Source organism: Streptomyces sp. NPDC028308 (assembly GCF_055565855.1).
This window is the reverse complement of record NZ_JBVHTO010000006.1, coordinates 74744-91938: the sequence shown is the minus strand read 5'-3', so window position 1 is coordinate 91938 and position 17195 is coordinate 74744. Positions and strand designations below refer to the sequence as shown.

Below are 17195 nucleotides of genomic sequence, written 5' to 3'. Positions count from 1 at the left end.
CGGTCCCAGCCCGCCCGACCGGCAGCGATGAAGGAGCCAGCGTGCTCGACCAAGGCGCACCCCCGCAGTCCCGGACCCCCTCCGGCCCACCGTCCCCCGGACTCGGCGCCCGCCTCATGCGGCGCAAGCCGGTGGAACGCCTGGTCGCCGAGGGCGGCCAGGGAGAGGGCGGCACCCTGCGCCGCTCCCTCGGCCTCTGGCAGCTGACCATGATCAGCATCGGTGCCACCCTCGGCACCGGCATCTTCGTCGTCCTCGGCGAGGCCGTCCCCAAGGCCGGTCCCGCGGTCACGCTGTCCTTCGTGATCGCCGGACTCACGGCCCTGTTCTCGGCGCTCTCCTACGCCGAGCTGGCGGGCACCATCCCGGTCTCCGGGTCCTCGTACTCGTATGCGTACGCAACGATGGGCGAGCTGATCGCCTGGATCTGCGGCTGGTGTCTCGTCCTGGAGTACGGCGTCTCGGTCGCGGCCGTCGCCGTCGGCTGGGGCGAGTACCTGAACGAACTGCTCGACGGCACGATCGGCGTCACCATCCCGGACGCCCTCTCCGCGCCGCCCGGCGACGGCGGCGTCTTCAACCTGCCCGCGCTCATCGTCGTCCTGCTGGCGATGGCCTTCCTGCTGGGCGGTGCCAAGGAGTCGGCCCGCGCCAACACGATCATGGTGGTCGTGAAGATCGCCGCGCTGCTGATGTTCTGCGCGATCGGCGTCCAGGGCTTCCGGTCCGGCAACTACGAGCACTTCATGCCGCTCGGCATGGCGGGCGTCAGCGCCGCCGGAGCCACGCTCTTCTTCTCCTACATCGGCTTCGACGCCGCCTCCACCGCGGGCGAGGAGGCGAAGAACGCCCAGCGCGACCTGCCGCGCGCGATCATGCTCTCGCTCGTCATCGTGACGGCGCTGTACGTCGTCGTCGCGGCCGTCGCGGTCGGCGCCATGCCCTGGCAGGGGTTCGGCGACTCGGAGGCCGCGCTGTCCGGGATCATGAAGGACGTCACCGGGCAGACCGTCTGGGGCACCCTGCTCGCGGCCGGCGCCGTCATCGCCATCGCCAGCGTGGTCCTCACCGTCCTCTACGGCCAGACCCGCATCCTCTTCGCCATGTCGCGCGACGGGCTCGTGCCCAAGGTCTTCTCCCGCGTCCACCCGAGGACCGGCGCGCCCCGCGCCAACACGGTGATCGTCTCGCTGTTCTGCGGTGTCCTCGCCGCCGCGATCCCGCTCGGTCAGCTCGCCGACGCCACCAGCATCGGCACGCTCTTCGCCTTCGCGCTGGTCAACATCGCGGTCGTGGTGCTGCGCCGCACCCGCCCGGAGATGGACCGCACGTTCCGGGTGCCGCTGTCGCCGCTGCTGCCCGTGCTCGGCTTCGCGTTCTGCGTCTGGATGATGTGCAGCCTCTCGGCCGTCACCTGGGTGGTCTTCGGGGTCTGGATGGCCGTCGGGCTCGTGTTCTACTTCAGTTACGGCCACCGGCGCTCGAAGCTGGCCTCCCCCGGCTCCCCGGCCATCGCTGACACCGCAGCCATCCCAGAGAAGTGAACCACCCGCCTTGCTGAACGATCTCGACGAACGCATCGTGCACGCCCTCGCCGAGGACGCCCGCCGCTCCTACGCCGACATCGGGCAACTGGTCGGCCTGTCCGCCCCCGCCGTGAAGCGGCGCGTGGACCGGCTGCGGGCCACCGGGGCGATCACCGGGTTCACCGTCCGGGTCGACCCGGCGGCGCTCGGCTGGGAGACCGAGGGGTTCGTCGAGATCTACTGCCGGCGCAACACCTCGCCGGAGACCATCCAGCGGGGCCTGGAGCGCTACCAAGAGGTCGTGGCCGCCTCCACCGTCACCGGGGAGGCGGACGCGGTCGTCCAGGTCTTCGCCTCGGACATGCGGCACTTCGAGCGGGTCCTTGAGCGGATCGCGGGCGAGTCCTTCGTGGAGCGGACCAAGTCCGTGCTCGTCCTGTCACCGCTGCTGAGGCGCTTCTCGTCGGGCTCGCCGACCTAGGACGGGGGCCGACGGGTCACGGGGGCGGGACTGAGCCGGGTGCCACCTGGGCCGCGTCCGGTCGGTCGCCGGGACGCTAGTGCGCCGGTCGCGTACGGGCCGGTACCGGAGTGCGGTCCGGCCCGTCGCAGGCCCCCCGGGGACCCTCCGCGGACACGCCCGCAGCGAAGACGACGGCCCGCGCCCCGAGGCGCGCAACGAATCGCCGTCGGACCCCGCCCGTACGCAACGAATCGTTCACCGGCGCGCAACGGCTGCTCCTTGTCCCGCCGAGCCCGGCGACCGTACCGTCTATCGGGGCGACCTCGCTGGTCGCCCGCCCCCCGAACCCCCTCCGTCCCGGTGAGGAACACGCATGCGCACAGCCCTGCTCCAGAGCTCCGGCCGCCCCGGCTCCGTCGACGAGAACATCAAGGTTCTCGACGACGCCGCGGGCCGTGCCGCCGCCGCGGGCGCCGGGCTGCTCGTCGCACCGGAGATGTTCCTGACCGGCTACGCGATCGGCGACGACATCGCCCGCCTCGCCGAGCCCGCCGACGGCGCCTCCGCCGACGCGATCACCGCGATCGCCGCCCGGCACGGCGTCGCCGTCGCCTACGGCTATCCCGAGCGCGACGGCGAGCGGGTCTACAACTCCGTCCAGCTGGTCACCGCCGACGGCCCCCTGGCGAACTACCGCAAGACCCACCTCTTCGGCTGCTTCGAGCGCGACCACTTCACCCCGGGCGACCAGCCCCCGGTCCAGGCCGACCTCGGCGGACTGCGCGTCGGCCTCATGATCTGCTACGACGTCGAGTTCCCGGAGAACGTCCGGGCGCACGCCCTGGCCGGCACCGACCTCCTCCTGGTGCCGACCGCGCAGATGCACCCCTTCCAGTTCGTCGCCGAGTCCGTCGTCCCCGTGCGGGCCTTCGAGAACCAGATGTACGTCGCCTACGTCAACCGCGCGGGCCGGGAAGGGGAGTTCGAGTTCGTCGGGCTGTCCGTGCTGGCCGGGCCCGACGGAGTCGCCCGTACCCGGGCGGGCCGCGGCGAGGAACTGGTCGTCGCCGACGCCGACCCCGTCCTCCTCGCGGCCTCACGCGAGGCGAACCCGTACCTGAAGGACCGCCGCCCCGGCCTCTACGGGTCGCTCGTCTGAGTCCTGCCGCCGCCCTCTCCCCGCACCCAGCTTTCCCGCAAGGAGTCCGTACCCCATGACGTCCACGGTGCCCACCGCCGTCCCCCACGCCGACGCGCAGCAGCCGCCGATCACCATGTTCGGCCCGGACTTCCCGTACGCGTACGACGACTTCCTCGCGCACCCCGCGGGCCTCGGCCAGATACCCGCCACCGAGCACGGCACCGAGGTCGCGGTCATCGGCGGCGGCCTCTCCGGCATCGTGGCCGCGTACGAGCTGATGAAGATGGGCCTCAAGCCCGTCGTGTACGAGGCCGACCAGATCGGCGGCCGGCTGCGCACCGTCGGCTTCGAGGGCTGCGACCCCTCCCTCACGGCCGAGATGGGCGCCATGCGCTTCCCGCCGTCCTCCACCGCCCTCCAGCACTACATCGACCTGGTGGGCCTGGAGACCCGGCCGTTCCCGAACCCGCTGGCCGAGTCCACGCCGTCGACCGTGGTCGACCTCAAGGGCGAGTCGCACTACGCCGAGACGGTCGAGGACCTGCCCGAGGTGTACCGCCAGGTCGCCGCCGCGTGGAACGCCTGCCTGGAGGACGGCGCCGACTTCTCCGACATGAACCAGGCCATGCGCGAGCGCGACGTCCCGCGCATCCGCGAGATCTGGTCCAAGCTCGTCGAGAAGCTCGACAACCAGACCTTCTACGGCTTCCTCTGCGACTCCGACGCCTTCAAGTCCTTCCGGCACCGCGAGATATTCGGCCAGGTCGGCTTCGGCACCGGCGGCTGGGACACCGACTTCCCGAACTCCATCCTGGAGATCCTGCGCGTCGTCTACACCGAGGCCGACGACCACCACCGCGGCATCGTCGGGGGCTCCCAGCAGCTTCCGCTGCGCCTGTGGGAGCGCGAGCCGGAGAAGATCGTGCACTGGGCGTACGGCACCTCGCTGGCGACGCTGCACGGCGGTGACCCGCGCCCGGCCGTGACCCGGCTCGGCCGCACCGCTGGCAACCGGATCACCGTCACGGACGCCAAGGGCGACATCCGCACGTACCGGGCGGCGATCTTCACCGCCCAGTCCTGGATGCTGCTCTCGAAGATCGCCTGCGACGACTCGCTCTTCCCGATCGACCACTGGACGGCGATCGAGCGCACGCACTACATGGAGTCGAGCAAGCTCTTCGTGCCGGTCGACCGGCCGTTCTGGCTGGACAAGGCCGTCGACGACAACGGAGATCCGACTGGCCGCGACGTCATGTCGATGACGCTCACCGACCGGATGACGCGCGGCACGTACCTCCTGGACGACGGCCCCGACAAGCCGGCGGTCATCTGCCTGTCGTACACCTGGTGCGACGACAGCCTGAAGTGGCTGCCGCTGTCCGCGAACGAGCGGATGGAGGTCATGCTCAAGTCGCTCGGCGAGATCTACCCGAAGGTCGACATCCGGAAGCACATCATCGGCAACCCGGTGACCGTGTCCTGGGAGAACGAGCCTTACTTCATGGGCGCGTTCAAGGCCAACCTGCCGGGCCACTACCGCTACCAGCGACGCCTGTTCACCCACTTCATGCAGGACCGGCTGCCCGAGGACAAGCGCGGGATCTTCCTCGCGGGCGACGACATCTCCTGGACGGCCGGCTGGGCCGAGGGCGCCGTGCAGACCGCGCTGAACGCGGTCTGGGGCGTGATGCGCCAGCTGGGCGGCGCCACCGACCCGACCAACCCGGGCCCCGGCGACGTCTACGACGAGATCGCGCCCGTGGAACTGCCCGAGGACTGACCGCACAGGGGCGGGGAGCCGGCCGGTTCCCCGCCCCCGGTACGGGGCCCGGCCGGGCGGGCTTCAGTCCGGCAGTGGCGTGAGCAGCATGCGGCCCGTCAGGCCCACCGCCGCGTCGAGCCGCCGGCCGAACTCCTCGGCCAGGTCCGGGAGTCCGCGCAGGGCCCACAGGGCGCGGGCCGCCGACCACGTGGCGTCGCGGGCCCGCTCCAGGCTCCAGGAGCCGAGCAGATGCGTGAGCGGGTCGGCGATCTGCAGCAGGTCGGGACCCGGCATCAGTTCCTCGCGGATCCGCTCCTCCAGCGAGACGAGGAGATCGCCCACGCGCTCGAACTCGTCCTCCAGATCGGCCGGTTCGCAGCCGAGGCCGCGGCAGGTGTCCACCACCGCGAACGCCAGGTCGTGCCCGATGTGCGCGTTGATGCCCGCCAGCGCGAACTGCAGCGGCCGTACGCCGGGATGGCGGCGGAACTGGAACAGCGGCCGCCAGCAGGCGGGCCGGTGCTCCTCCTCGGCCACCGCCAGGTAGCGCTGCGCGAACCGCACGTCCAGAGCGGTCGCGGCCTCGGCGTCGGGGAAGTGCCCGGTGCCCAGGCGCCGGGCCACCTCCTCGGTGACGGCGAGGTAGACGCGGTTGAAGACGGCGACGCCGTCCCGCTCCGGCAGGTCCGCGTCGAGGGCGCGCATACGGAGGACGACCGCGTCGACAGGTCCGGTGAACACTTCCAACTGCGCCATGGGGGCAGGGTGCCAGTCCCGGCCCGGCGGCGGGGCCGCCGGGCCGGACGCTTCCCCAGAACGGGGGAACGGCGCCCACCGGGGGAGTGGGCGAACCGTCCCGCCTCAGCCGTGCGTGCCCGGCGCCGCGGCGGCACTTCGGGGACCTTCCGGGCCGCGCACGCCTAGGAGTCGGCGTGCCGATTCCTGGCGGGCTCCGGTTCCGCCGTTGCGTCCGCGGCGTCGTAGGACGAGGTGCCGGAGTCGAGCAGCGGCTCCTGCGTCCTGAGGTGGGCCGGGGCCATGGCCCGCAGGGCGTGGTAGCCGGTGATCACGACGAGGGTGCCGAGCGCGATGCCGCTCAGCGAGAAGGTGTCGGTGAAGGTCATGGTGACGTCGCCGACGCCGATGATGATGCCCGCGGCGGCCGGCACCAGGTTCAGCGGGTTGCGCAGATCGACACCCGCGTTCAGCCAGATCTGCGCGCCGAGCAGGCCGATCATGCCGTACAGGATCACGGTGATGCCGCCGAGGACGCCACCCGGGATCGCGGCGACGACCGCGCCGAACTTGGGGCACAGGCCGAAGAGGAGCGCGAAACCGGCGGCGGCCCAGTAGGCGGCCGTCGAGTAGACGCGGGTCGCGGCCATCACGCCGATGTTCTCGGAGTACGTGGTGTTGGGCGGGCCGCCGACGGCCGTGGAGAGCACGGAGGCGACGCCGTCCGCGGAGATCGCGGTGCCCAGCTTGTCGTCCAGCGGGTCGCCGGTCATCTCGCCGACGGCCTTCACGTGCCCGGCGTTCTCGGCGACCAGCGCGATCACCACCGGCAGCGCGACGAGGATCGCCGACCACTGGAAGCTCGGCCCGTGGAAGGAGGGCAGGCCGATCCAGTCCGCGGAGCCGACCCCGGAGAGGTCGAGCCGCCAGTGGTCGGTGAGCTTGCCGCTCGCGTCCACGGAGTGGATCCGCCCGAAGACCCGGTCGAAGACCCACGAGATCGCGTAGCCGAAGACCAGGCCCAGGAAGATCGCCACGCGGGACCAGAATCCACGCAGGCACACCACGGCCAGACCCGTGAACAGCATGACGAGGAGCGCCGTCCACTGGTCCTGCGGCCAGTAGGTGGTGGCCGTCACGGGCGCGAGATTGAAGCCGATCAGCATGACGACCGCGCCGGTGACGATCGGCGGCATGGCCGCGTGGATGATCCGCGCCCCGAACCGCTGCACGGCCAGCCCCACGAGGAACAGCGCGACGCCCACCACGAGGACCGCGCCGGTCACCGTGGCGCTCGTGCCGCCCTGGGCGCGGATCACCGCGGCGACGCCCACGAAGGACAGGGAGCAGCCGAGGTAGCTGGGCACCCGGCCGCGGGTCGCGAGCAGGAAGATGACGGTCGCGACGCCGGACATCATGATCGCGAGGTTGGGGTCGAGGCCCATCAGCACGGGTGCCACGAAGGACGCCCCGAACATCGCCACCACGTGCTGGGCGCCGAGCCCGAACGTGCGGGGCCACGACAGGCGTTCGTCGGGGCGGACCACCGCTCCGGGTGCGGGCGTACGCCCGTCACCGTGCAGCTTCCAGCGCACGCCGAGATCCATGGTGAGGCTTCGCTTTCTTCGTACGTGAATGTGTCCGGACCATTGTCATGGCTGTGCGGGGGTCCTACGCTCACCCAATCCCACTCGTGAACTGCGTTCATATATCTGATCGGAGTGCTCGATGCGTGCACGATCGCGCCTGGGCGTCGTCCTGGTGGCCGTGGCCGCCCTCGCCGCCGGCGTCACCCCCTCCGCCACGGCCCACCCGGCGCCCCGGGTCCCGGGGACCGTCGTCCTGGACGGTGCCGGACTCCAGCGGGCCAAGGCCCGGCTGGACCGCGGCGATCCCCGGCTCGTGCGCGCGCTGCGGAGCCTTACGGCCCGCGCCGACGGCTGGCTGGACCAGGGTCCCTGGACGGTCGTCGACAAACCCCGCCCGGCGCCCGGCGGCGACGTGCACGACTACCTGAGCCAGGCCCCGTACTGGTGGCCCTCGCAGCCCAGGACCGCGGACAACCCCTGGGGCTGCCCCTACGTCCAGCGGGACGGGCAGCGCAATCCCGAGGTCGACACCGGCACCGACCGGCAGGACGCGGAGAAGGTCTTCGACTCCGCCTACGACCTGTCCCTGGCCTGGTACTACACGGGACAGCGGCGGTACGCCGAGAAGGCGGCCTCGGTGCTGCGGACCTGGTTCCTCGCCCCGGACACCCGGATGAACCCGAACCTGGACCACGGGCAGTTCATCCCCTGCCGGTACGACGGCCGGGCCATCGGCATCATCGACTTCTCGCAGTCGTACACCAGCGTCCTCGACGCCGTCGCGATCCTGGAAACGGGCGCCCCCGGCTGGACGAAGGGCGACCGCTCCGCGATGCGCGATTGGAACACAGGGTTCCGCGACTGGCTGACAGACAGCGCCTTCGGCAAGGAGGAGGGCGCGGCGAAGAACAACCACGGCACGTTCTACGACCTGCTGCTCGCCGCCCTCGCCGGCGCGACCGGCGACCGGGACCTCGCCCGGCGGACCGTCCTGGACGCCCGGTCCGCGCGCATCGACCCGCAGATCGCCGCCGACGGCAGCCAGCCGCAGGAGCTCGCCCGCACCCGCAGCTGGCACTACTCGACCTTCGACCTGGTCGCCTACACCCGGCTCGCGGCCGTCGGCCGGCACGTCGGTGTGAACCTCTGGGCGTACGAAGGGCCGGACGGGCAGAGCCTGTTCAAGGCGGTCGACTTCCTGCTGCCCGCCGCGACGGGGGCGCGGCCTTGGCCGTACCCGGAGCTGGAGTTCCACCGCTTCGCCGCGAGCGACGTCGTGCACGCGGCCGCCGACGCGGGGGACCGGGCCGCCCGCGCGGCGCTGCCACGGCTGGAGACACCGCCCGGCGGAGACCTCTGGGAGCTGCGGCCCGCCGCGGAGCAGCTGGACTCGATAGCGGGCTGACCTGCACCGCCCCGTCGGGGGCTGCTGAGCGGTTGCTTAGTATGGGGCGGTTCCACCGTTCCGTCCGGCACCCTCAGGAGCCCCGCCCGTGACCGTCGAAGCACCGCCCGCCGTACCCGCCCCGACCCACGGCCGGCTCGTCCCCGTCACCGTCCACTTCGACGACCTGGACGCGCTCGGACTGCTCCACAACGCCCGCTATCCCGTCCTGGTCGAGCGCGCCTGGACCGCCTTCTGGCACGAGCGCGGCTTCGGTTTCGAGGGCGACTGGGAGGCGGCGGGCGACTTCTGCAACGCGGTCAGGGAACTGCGCATCAGCTACGAGGCCCCGGTGAACCGGCCCGGCGAGTACGCCGTCCACCTCTGGCTGGAGCGACTCGGGAACACCGGACTGACGTACGGCTTCCGCTTCTGCTCGGCCGACGGCGCCGTGACCTACGCGCAGGGCATCCGGGTGCTCGTCCGGCTCGACGCCGGCACGCTGCGCCCGACGCCGTGGACCGAGCGGTTCAGGACCGTGGGCCGGGAACTGCTGCGCTCGGGGGACTGACCTGCGCGCGGTTGCGGTCTCCGGCGCGCAGGACGCCCGCGAAGACGGCGAGGCCGCAGGCCAGCACGGTCACCAGGCCGAACGACACCATCAGGCTGGTCGCCTGCGCCAGCGTGCCGATCGCGCTGGGCGCCACCAGCCCGGAGGTGTAGGTGATGGTGGCGACGCCCGCGATGGCCAGGCTGGGGTTGGGGCCGCTGCGGCCCGCCGCGGCGAACGCCAGCGGCACGACGACCGCGATGCCGAGGCCCATCAGGGCGAAGCCGGCCATCGCGGCGGCCGGATTCCCCGCGAACACCACCAGCAGACCGCCGAGCGTGGCGAGGACACCCCCGACGCGCACGGTGCGCACCGCCCCAAAGCGGTCCACGACCTTGTCGCCGGCGAGCCGCGCGATCGCCATGGTGAGCGTGAAGCCGGTCGTGGAGGCCGCCGCGAGCCCCGCCGAGGTGTCCAGCTGATCCCGCAGATAGACCGCCGACCAGTCCAGGCTCGCACCCTCGGCGAACACCGCGCAGAACCCGACCGCGCCGATGAGCAGCGCCGACTTGGGCGGCAGCGCGAACCGCGGCGGCGGCTCCTCGTCCTCCGTGGGCTTGAGGTCGAGCACCCATCGGCAGGCGACCAGGCCGAGCACGGTCAGCACCGCCGACGCCAGCACGTGGTGCAGGCGCGCGTCCGAGCCGAGGTGCGCGGCGAGGGTGCCGGCCGCCGAACCGGCCAGGGCGCCCGCGCTCCACATGCCGTGCAGCCCGGACATGATCGACCGGTCGAGGCGGTTCTCGACCTCGACCCCGAGCGCGTTCATGGCCACGTCCGCCATCCCCGCCGTGGCCCCGTACGTGAAGAGCGCGAGGCACAGCGTGAGCAGGTTCGGCGCGAGGGCCGGCAGGACCAGTGAGAGCGTCCACAGGGCGAGCAGCCCGCGCAGGGCCGTGCGGGCGCCGAAGGTGTGCGTGATCCGGCCCGCGAGCGGCATGGCCACGGACGCCCCGATCGCCGGGAACGCGAGCGCGATGCCGAGCTGGCCCGCACCGATGCCGGCGTGGTCCTGGATCCACGGCACGCGCGTGGCGAAGGAGCCGGTGACCGCGCCGTGCACCGCGAACACGGCGGCCACGGCGTACCGCGCCCGCCTCAACTCGCGCTTGTCGTAGATCACTTCGCTCATGCTGTCGCTGCCCCTCCCGGACGTCCTCCCGTGCTGCCGACGTAAACTATCAGGAACCCTGCCTGATAAATAGACGATGCAGAGCCGGTGGCCCGGGGCCGCGGGCCCTCCGCATCTGGAAGGATCCCGGCATGCCCGCATCTCCGAGCACCGCCCGGGCCATCAACGACCGGCTCGCCCTGCGGCTCCTGCAGCAGGAGGGCCCCCTGACGGCCGGCCGGTTGAAGCAGCTCACGGGACTGAGCCGGCCCACCGTCGCCGACCTCGTCGAACGCCTCACCGCCGCCGGTCTGATCGCGGTCGTGGGGGAGTCCGGGGAACAGCGCCGCGGCCCGAACGCCCGGGTGTACGGCATCGTCGCCGACCGGGCGCAGCTCGCCGCCCTCGACGTCAGGACCGAGGGGGTCACGGTCGTCGTCGCCGACCTGCTCGGCACCGAGCTCGGGCGGGCGTCGCTCCCGATCGCTGGCGACGCGGGGACGGGCGCCGCCGTGGAGCAGGCCGTCTCCCTGGTGGAACGTACGGCCAAGGAGGCCGGCGCGGAACGGCTGCACACGGTCGGCATCGGCGCCCCCGGCCTGATCGATCCGGCCTCCGGTGAACTGCGCGACTCCTCGGGCCTGCCCGAGTGGCACCGGCGGCTGATCGCGGCCCTCCAGGAACGCCTGCCGGCCCGGGTCCTGGTGGAGAACGAGACCAACCTCGCGGCCCTCGCCGAGCAGCGCGACGGGGTGGCCCGCGACCGCGAGACCTTCGTACTGCTCTGGCTCGGCCACGGCACCGGTGCCGCCGTCGTGCTCGACGGCGCCCTCCGCCGCGGGGCCTCCGGCGGCACGGGCGAGATCGGTTTCCTGCCGGTGCCGGGCACCACGACCCTCCCCTCGGCGACCGACTGCGAGGGCGGCTTCCACTCCCTCGCCGGGTCCGCCGCCATCGCCGCCCTCGCGGCCGAGCACGGCGTCACCGCGGACGCGCCGCCGCACGAGCCGCACGCCGCGGCGCTGGTGCGGCGGGCGGTGGCGACCCCCGGTGACCCGGGAGCCGACCGGTTCCTCGACGTCCTCGCCGACCGCGTCGCCATCGGCGCCGCGTCCGTCATCGCCGTGCTGGACCCCGGCTGCGTGGTCCTCGGCGGCGAGACCGGGCAGGCGGGCGGGCAGGCGCTGGCCGCGCGGGTGTCGCGGCGGCTCGTGCGTATGTCGCCGTTGCCGACGGAGGTCCGGGCGAGCTCCCTCGGCGGAGCGGCCGTCCTGCGCGGCGCGCTCCTGACGGCCCGCGACGGCGCCCAGGACGCGCTGTTCCCGCCGGGGGGCCGGCCGACGCCGTTCCCGGGCTCGCACTGACTCGGTCGTTTCCCCGGCTCGGGCTGATGGGCCGGGCCCCGGGGGCTCGGCCTGACGGGCTGGGCTCCCGGCTCGGGCTGACGGGCTGGGGCCCCGGCCTCGGGCTGACGCTGGGCTCCCGGCTCGGGCAGATGGGCCGGGCCCCGGGGCTCGGCCTGACGCGCGGGTTCCGGGCTCGCTGACGGCCTGAGGTCCCGGCCTCGGGCTGACACTGGGCTCCCGGCTCGGGCAGATGGGCCGGGTCCCGGGGCTCGGCCTGACGCGCGGGTTCCGGGCTCGCTGACGGGCTGGGGTCCCGGCCTCGGGCTGACGGGCTGGGTCCCCGGCCTCGGGCTGACGCACCGGGTTCCGGGCTTCTGGCGTGCTGGGTACCGGGGCTCGGGCTGACGCACAGGGTTCCGGGCTTCTGACTTGCTGGGCCCCCGGCCTCGGGCTGACGCACCGGGTCCCCTAGCCCGGGCTGACGCACCGGGTCCCCTGGCCCGGGCTGACGCGTTGAGTTCCCGGGCTGGCGTGGCGGGCCTGGTTGCCCGAGCTCGCGCCAACGCATCGGCGCCCGCCTCGCACCGCTATGCCGGTCCCCGAGCTCCGTACGGGGACCCTCGGCAGGGACGGCGGCGTACGGGCGCACCCCGGGGGTCGGCGAGGGGCGGGCCGGACCGCTCAGAAGCGGCGCGCCAGGTACTCCTCGAAGGTGCCCTTCCCGACCGCGTGTTCCGAGGTCAGGTGGCCCCCGGCCCGCATGCCCCGGTACGCCTTGCCCGCGAGCCGCACCCCCACCATCGGGCGCCGCTTCCCGGTGGCCCGCAGGTACGCCCGCGCCAGCGAGGGGAACGTCCGGACCTCGGGCCCGCCCATGTCCTCGACGCGCCCCGCCGGAGCCCCGACCGCCAGTTCGACCAGCCGGTCGGCGACGTCGGAGACCTCGACGGGCTGGTCGCTCACCCCGGCCGGAAGCAGCAGCACCGGCACCTTGGACAGCCCGTCGAGCAGTCGTACCACCAGGTCGTGGAACTGGGTCGCGCGCAGGATCGTCCAGCCGAACCCCGACTCCTCGACGAGCTTCTCGACGGCGAGCTTGGACCGGTAGTAGCCGAGCGGCACCGCGTCCACCCCGACGATCGAGATGTAGAGCAGATGCGGCACACCCGCCTTCCGGGCCGCCGCGACGAGGTGCGCGGCCGCCTGCTCGTCACCGCGCGGGGCACTCGCGCAGTGCACGATCGTGTCCACACCGGCGACGGCCGCGTCCAGGCCGGGCCCGCCGGCGCGCAGGTCGACGGCGTACGGCTGCGCGTGCCTGCTGAGGACCCGCACCTCGTGGCCGCCCGCCCGCAGCCGCTCGGTGACGAGCCGGCCGAGGGTTCCGGTGCCGCCGGTCACCAGGACTGTGCTCATGTCGTTCAGCCTTCCGGACGCCGGGCGTCCCCGACTGGAACGCCCTCGCACCGACAGGACGGGAAAGCGGCCGTGAAATGTGACATCCCCGGCCGGGCCCGCCGGTCCGGCGTCCCGGTCGCTTCCCGGGCCGCCCTCTCCATGGTGGGACCCGGCGGCGGGCAAGGGCCTTTCGTCACCGCCGCCGGGCCGTTCGGGGGCCGGGCTCAACGAGGCCGTGATCGCCGACCCTAAGAGGACTAGACCAGAGCGTCAATAGGTATGGACCAAACGCGGAACCCGTCACCCGTAACGGAGTTGACCTGGCCCGAGCCGCGCGCAGAAGTCCATGGAAACGTCCTGTGAGCCACCACACAGGGGTTCACCCGCATGGGTGCGGATCAGTCGTGGCACACTGGCCCTGTACCAGAAGCAGCGCACTCCGGGGTCGGTGTAATTCCGAACCGGCGGTTACAGTCCGCGACCCGGCCGCATCCAGTGGCCGGTTGACCAGGTGAAATTCCTGGACCGACGGTGAAAGTCCGGATGGGAGGCAGTGCGCGGCGGGCGGGCATCATGCACGCCGCCGTAGTAGGTCCGTTCCCTCGTGGACGGACTTCCGTCCGGCGTCGCCCCTGATGTCGTCGTCCGTTGATTCTGTCGTCATCGACAGGCCCCGGAGTCCGTGCCCCAAGAGGCAGGGAGGACCCGGGAAGTGTTCACCGGAATCGTCGAAGAGCTGGGCGAGGTAACCGCCGTCGAGAACCTCGGCGACGCCTCCCGCTTCAGGCTCCGCGGACCCGTCGTGACTCAGGACGCCCAGCACGGCGACTCCATCGCGGTGAACGGCGTCTGTCTGACCGTCGTGGACCACGAGGGCGACGAGTTCACCGCCGACGTGATGGCGGAGACCCTGGACCGCTCCAGTCTCGGCGCCCTGTCCGTCGGATCGCGTGTCAACCTCGAACGCCCCACCGCCGTCGGCGCCCGTCTCGGCGGCCACATCGTGCAGGGCCACGTCGACGGCACCGGCACGGTCCTGGAGCGCCGGCCCTCCGAGAACTGGGAGATCGTGAAGATCTCCCTGCCCGCGGGCCTCTCCCGGTACGTGGTCGAGAAGGGCTCCATCACGGTCGACGGCATCAGCCTCACCGTGGTCGAGGCGGGCCCCGCCCACTTCACCGTCAGCCTCATCCCCACCACCCTCGCGCTGACCACGCTCGGCCTCAAGCAGGCCGGCGACCCGGTCAACCTCGAGGTCGACATCATCGCCAAGTACGTCGAGCGGCTGCTCGGCGCGCGGGCGGAGCAGCCGGCCGGGCTGCCCGGCCTCCCCGGGGTGACGTCGTGAACTGGCTGAACTCCGAGGCGTTCACGCTGTTCGACCAGCACATCAAGTGGTCCGACATGATCGGCAACACGATCGGTCTGATCGCCCTCGCCCTCGGCTGGCGGCGCTCCATATGGACCTGGCCCGTGCAGTTCCTGTCCGGCGTCATCCTGTTCGCCGCCTTCGCCACGGCCCACTTCACCGGCAGCGCCGGCAAGCAGGTCGTGGTCATGGTGGTCGCCCTCTGGGGCTGGTGGCAGTGGAACCGCGGCCGGGGACAGGCGCAGGACGGCTCCGTCGCCATCCGCTTCGCCACCTGGCGCGAACGCGCCTGCCTGGTCGGCGCCGCAGCGGCCGGCACCCTCGCGGTCGGCGGCCTCTTCACGGCCTACCCCACGCTCTCGTGGGACCCCTGGCCGGACGCGTACATCTTCGTCGGCACCGTCGTCGCCATGTACGCCCAGGCGCGCGGCATGGTCGAGTTCTGGTTCGCCTGGCTGCTCGTCGACCTGGTGGGCGTCCCCCTCAACTTCGCCAACGGCTTCGCCTTCTCCGGTTTCGTCTACGTCGTCTACGGCGCGCTCGTCCTGTGGGGCATGCGCGACTGGTGGCTGCGCTCCCGCCGGGATGCGCGGCCCACTCTGGAAGGAGCCCCGGCATGACCACGGCGCCCGTCTGGTACAGCACCGACAACATCGAGGACTTCGCGCTCGACCCGGTCGAGCGGGCCATCGCCGACATCGCGGCCGGCCGCCCGGTCGTGGTCGTCGACGACGAGGACCGCGAGAACGAGGGCGACCTCGTCATCGCGGCCGAGATGGCGACCCCCGAGATCGTCGCCTTCATGATGAGCGAGTGCCGCGGTCTGATCTGCGCGCCCATGGAGGGCGACGAACTCGACCGCCTCCAGCTCCCGCAGATGGTGGACGACAACACCGAGTCGATGAAGACGGCCTTCACCGTCTCCGTCGACGCGAGCGGCGCGCACGGCGTGACCACCGGCATCTCCGCGGCCGACCGCGCCACCACCCTGCGGCTGCTCGCGGACGGCGGCTCCGAGGCGGGCGACTTCGTGCGCCCCGGCCACATCTTCCCGCTGCGCGCCAGGCTCGGCGGCGTCCTGGTCCGCAACGGCCACACCGAGGCCGCCGTCGACCTCGCCCGCCTCGCCGGGCTGCGCCCCGCGGGAGCGATCGTCGAGATCGCCGGCGAGGACGGCCACATGCTGCGGCTGCCCGAGCTGATCCCCTTCGCCCGCAAGCACGGCCTGACGATCATCTCCATCGAGGACCTGATCGCCTACCGCCGCACCGCTGAGCCGACCGTGCGCCGCGAGGCCGAGGTCCAGCTGCCCACCGCCTTCGGCGAGTTCACGGCGTTCGGCTACCGCTCCACGGTGGACGGCGTCGAGCACGTCGCCCTGGTCCACGGCGACATCGGCGAGGGCGAGGACGTCCTCGTCCGCATCCACTCCGAGTGCCTCACCGGCGACGTCTTCCACTCGCTGCGCTGCGACTGCGGCCCCCAGCTGGAGGCGTCCCTGCTCAACATCCAGGCCGAGGGCCGCGGAGTCGTCGTCTACCTGCGCGGACACGAGGGGCGCGGCATCGGACTGCTCTCCAAGCTGCGCGCCTACGAACTCCAGGAGCGCGGCCGTGACACCCTCGACGCCAACCTGGAACTGGGGCTGCCCGCGGACGCCCGCGACTACGGCGCCGGCGCGCAGATCCTCCAGGACCTCGGCGTCCGCAGCCTGCGCCTGATGACCAACAACCCGGAGAAGACCGAGGCGCTCGTGCGGCACGGCCTGAAGGTCAACCGCCGGGAGCCGATGCCCGTCCAGGCGGGCGAACACAATCTCCGCTACCTGCGCACCAAGCGGGACCGGATGGGGCACGACCTGCCCTGGCTGGACACGACCGCAGTGTCCGCCTGCAACAACCAGTAGCAGCACCGAACAGCACGAACAGCACGAGCAGTACGAGAAAGAACGCTGAGGAGAGACGTGAGCGGCAAGGGTGCACCTGAACTGTCCGTACGCAACTGCGGCGACCTGCGCGTCGCGGTCATCGCGGCACAGTGGCACGACAAGGTGATGGACGGCCTCGTGGACGGCGCCCTGCGGGCCCTGCACGAACTGGGGATCGACGAGCCGACCCTGCTCCGGGTCCCGGGCAGCTTCGAGCTCCCGGTCGTCGCGAAGGTCCTCGCGGGCCGCGGCTACGACGCGATCGTCGCGCTCGGTGTCGTCATCCGCGGCGGGACCCCGCACTTCGAGTACGTGTGCCAGGGCGTCACCCAGGGACTGACCCAGGTCTCCATCGACACCGGCGTCCCCGTCGGCTTCGGCGTACTGACCTGCGACACGGAGGAGCAGGCGCTCGACCGTGCGGGCATCGAGGGCTCCCACGAGGACAAGGGCCACGAGGCGGTGACGGCCGCCGTGGCGACCGCGGCCACACTGCGCTCGGTATCCGAACCCTGGCGCTGAGGCACCGGCGCTTGCGCGTAGGGTAGGCAGCACCATGTCCAAGAAGACTTTCGAGGAGCTCTTCACCGAGCTCCAGCACAAGGCCGCCAGCGGCGACCCCGCCACCTCCCGCACCGCCGAACTGGTCGGGAAGGGGGTCCATGCCATCGGCAAGAAGGTCGTCGAAGAGGCCGCCGAAGTGTGGATGGCCGCGGAGTACGAGGGCAAGGAGGCAGCCGCCGAGGAGATCTCGCAGCTGCTCTACCACGTCCAGGTGATGATGGTCGCCCGCGGCATCTCCCTCGACGACGTCTACGCCCACCTCTGAGC

The 17195-nt window shown here is 72.3% G+C and carries 16 protein-coding genes and 1 riboswitch; of the genes, 12 read left to right on the top strand and 4 right to left on the bottom strand.

Annotation, left to right across the window (positions count from 1 at the left end; genetic code table 11):
• Positions 1-41: 41 nt before the first annotated feature.
• From ACZ4VA_RS14855 to ACZ4VA_RS14840, 4 genes are all read left to right on the top strand, one after another.
• Positions 42-1544 (top strand): amino acid permease, encoded by a 1503-nt coding sequence (locus ACZ4VA_RS14855; protein WP_389391939.1) that lies wholly within the window; start codon positions 42-44, stop codon positions 1542-1544.
• Between the two features lie 10 nt (positions 1545-1554).
• Positions 1555-2007, top strand: coding sequence for an Lrp/AsnC family transcriptional regulator (locus ACZ4VA_RS14850; protein WP_037621108.1), 453 nt, complete (start codon positions 1555-1557; stop codon positions 2005-2007).
• A 355-nt stretch (positions 2008-2362) separates the two neighbouring features.
• Positions 2363-3148 (top strand): carbon-nitrogen hydrolase family protein, encoded by a 786-nt coding sequence (locus ACZ4VA_RS14845; RefSeq protein WP_355791276.1) that lies wholly within the window; start codon positions 2363-2365, stop codon positions 3146-3148.
• A 55-nt stretch (positions 3149-3203) separates the two neighbouring features.
• A complete protein-coding gene (locus tag ACZ4VA_RS14840) occupies positions 3204-4913 on the top strand; it encodes a flavin monoamine oxidase family protein (protein ID WP_355791273.1) in 1710 nt (569 codons plus the stop codon).
• Positions 4914-4976: 63 nt separating this feature from the next.
• Here the strand turns inward: ACZ4VA_RS14840 and ACZ4VA_RS14835 are convergent, their stop codons facing one another.
• Complete coding sequence (locus ACZ4VA_RS14835; protein ID WP_355791270.1) at positions 4977-5651, bottom strand: DUF5995 family protein; 675 nt, start codon at positions 5649-5651, stop codon at positions 4977-4979.
• Between the two features lie 164 nt (positions 5652-5815).
• Positions 5816-7237, bottom strand: coding sequence for a uracil-xanthine permease family protein (locus ACZ4VA_RS14830; RefSeq protein ID WP_468081566.1), 1422 nt, complete (start codon positions 7235-7237; stop codon positions 5816-5818).
• A 121-nt stretch (positions 7238-7358) separates the two neighbouring features.
• On the opposite strand from ACZ4VA_RS14830, the gene ACZ4VA_RS14825 reads away from it, so the two are divergent.
• Together ACZ4VA_RS14825 and ACZ4VA_RS14820 are read left to right on the top strand one after the other, a co-directional pair.
• Entirely contained in the window at positions 7359-8624 is a 1266-nt protein-coding gene (locus ACZ4VA_RS14825) for an alginate lyase family protein (RefSeq protein ID WP_468081564.1), read from the top strand.
• 88 nt (positions 8625-8712) lie between these two features.
• A complete protein-coding gene (locus ACZ4VA_RS14820) occupies positions 8713-9174 on the top strand; it encodes an acyl-CoA thioesterase (RefSeq protein ID WP_356242184.1) in 462 nt (153 codons plus the stop codon).
• Here the strand turns inward: ACZ4VA_RS14820 and ACZ4VA_RS14815 are convergent.
• Positions 9134-10345 (bottom strand): MFS transporter, encoded by a 1212-nt coding sequence (locus tag ACZ4VA_RS14815; RefSeq protein WP_356166474.1) that lies wholly within the window; start codon positions 10343-10345, stop codon positions 9134-9136. The two genes, ACZ4VA_RS14820 and ACZ4VA_RS14815, sit on opposite strands and share 41 nt — an antisense overlap.
• A gap of 131 nt (positions 10346-10476) precedes the next feature.
• Here ACZ4VA_RS14815 and ACZ4VA_RS14810 point away from each other — a divergent pair, with 131 nt between their 5' ends.
• On the top strand, positions 10477-11688 hold the full coding sequence (locus ACZ4VA_RS14810; protein ID WP_356166471.1) for an ROK family transcriptional regulator: 1212 nt from the start codon (positions 10477-10479) through the stop codon (positions 11686-11688).
• 663 nt (positions 11689-12351) lie between these two features.
• Here ACZ4VA_RS14810 and ACZ4VA_RS14805 read toward each other — a convergent pair.
• On the bottom strand, positions 12352-13086 hold the full coding sequence (locus ACZ4VA_RS14805) for an SDR family oxidoreductase (RefSeq protein ID WP_468081561.1): 735 nt from the start codon (positions 13084-13086) through the stop codon (positions 12352-12354).
• A 412-nt stretch (positions 13087-13498) separates the two neighbouring features.
• Positions 13499-13629, top strand: a riboswitch (FMN riboswitch).
• A 151-nt stretch (positions 13630-13780) separates the two neighbouring features.
• Here ACZ4VA_RS14805 and ACZ4VA_RS14800 point away from each other — a divergent pair.
• Genes ACZ4VA_RS14800 through ACZ4VA_RS14780 form a run of 5 tightly spaced genes read left to right on the top strand, consistent with a single transcriptional unit; the run spans position 13781 to position 17193 of the window.
• Complete coding sequence (locus ACZ4VA_RS14800; RefSeq protein ID WP_468081559.1) at positions 13781-14416, top strand: riboflavin synthase; 636 nt, start codon at positions 13781-13783, stop codon at positions 14414-14416.
• Positions 14413-15057: a nicotinamide mononucleotide transporter family protein gene (locus ACZ4VA_RS14795; protein WP_356166465.1), complete on the top strand. Its 645-nt coding sequence runs from the start codon at positions 14413-14415 to the stop codon at positions 15055-15057. Before ACZ4VA_RS14800 ends, ACZ4VA_RS14795 begins: the two co-directional genes overlap by 4 nt.
• Positions 15054-16343 carry a bifunctional 3,4-dihydroxy-2-butanone-4-phosphate synthase/GTP cyclohydrolase II gene (locus ACZ4VA_RS14790; RefSeq protein WP_468081556.1) on the top strand — a complete coding sequence of 430 codons (1290 nt, stop codon included), beginning with the start codon at positions 15054-15056 and terminating at the stop codon, positions 16341-16343. The genes ACZ4VA_RS14795 and ACZ4VA_RS14790 overlap by 4 nt, the downstream gene beginning before the upstream one ends.
• 57 nt (positions 16344-16400) lie before the next feature.
• Positions 16401-16886 carry a 6,7-dimethyl-8-ribityllumazine synthase gene (ribH, locus tag ACZ4VA_RS14785; protein WP_468081555.1) on the top strand — a complete coding sequence of 162 codons (486 nt, stop codon included), beginning with the start codon at positions 16401-16403 and terminating at the stop codon, positions 16884-16886.
• Positions 16887-16920: 34 nt separating this feature from the next.
• Positions 16921-17193: a phosphoribosyl-ATP diphosphatase gene (locus ACZ4VA_RS14780; protein ID WP_119106228.1), complete on the top strand. Its 273-nt coding sequence runs from the start codon at positions 16921-16923 to the stop codon at positions 17191-17193.
• Positions 17194-17195: the final 2 nt, after the last annotated feature.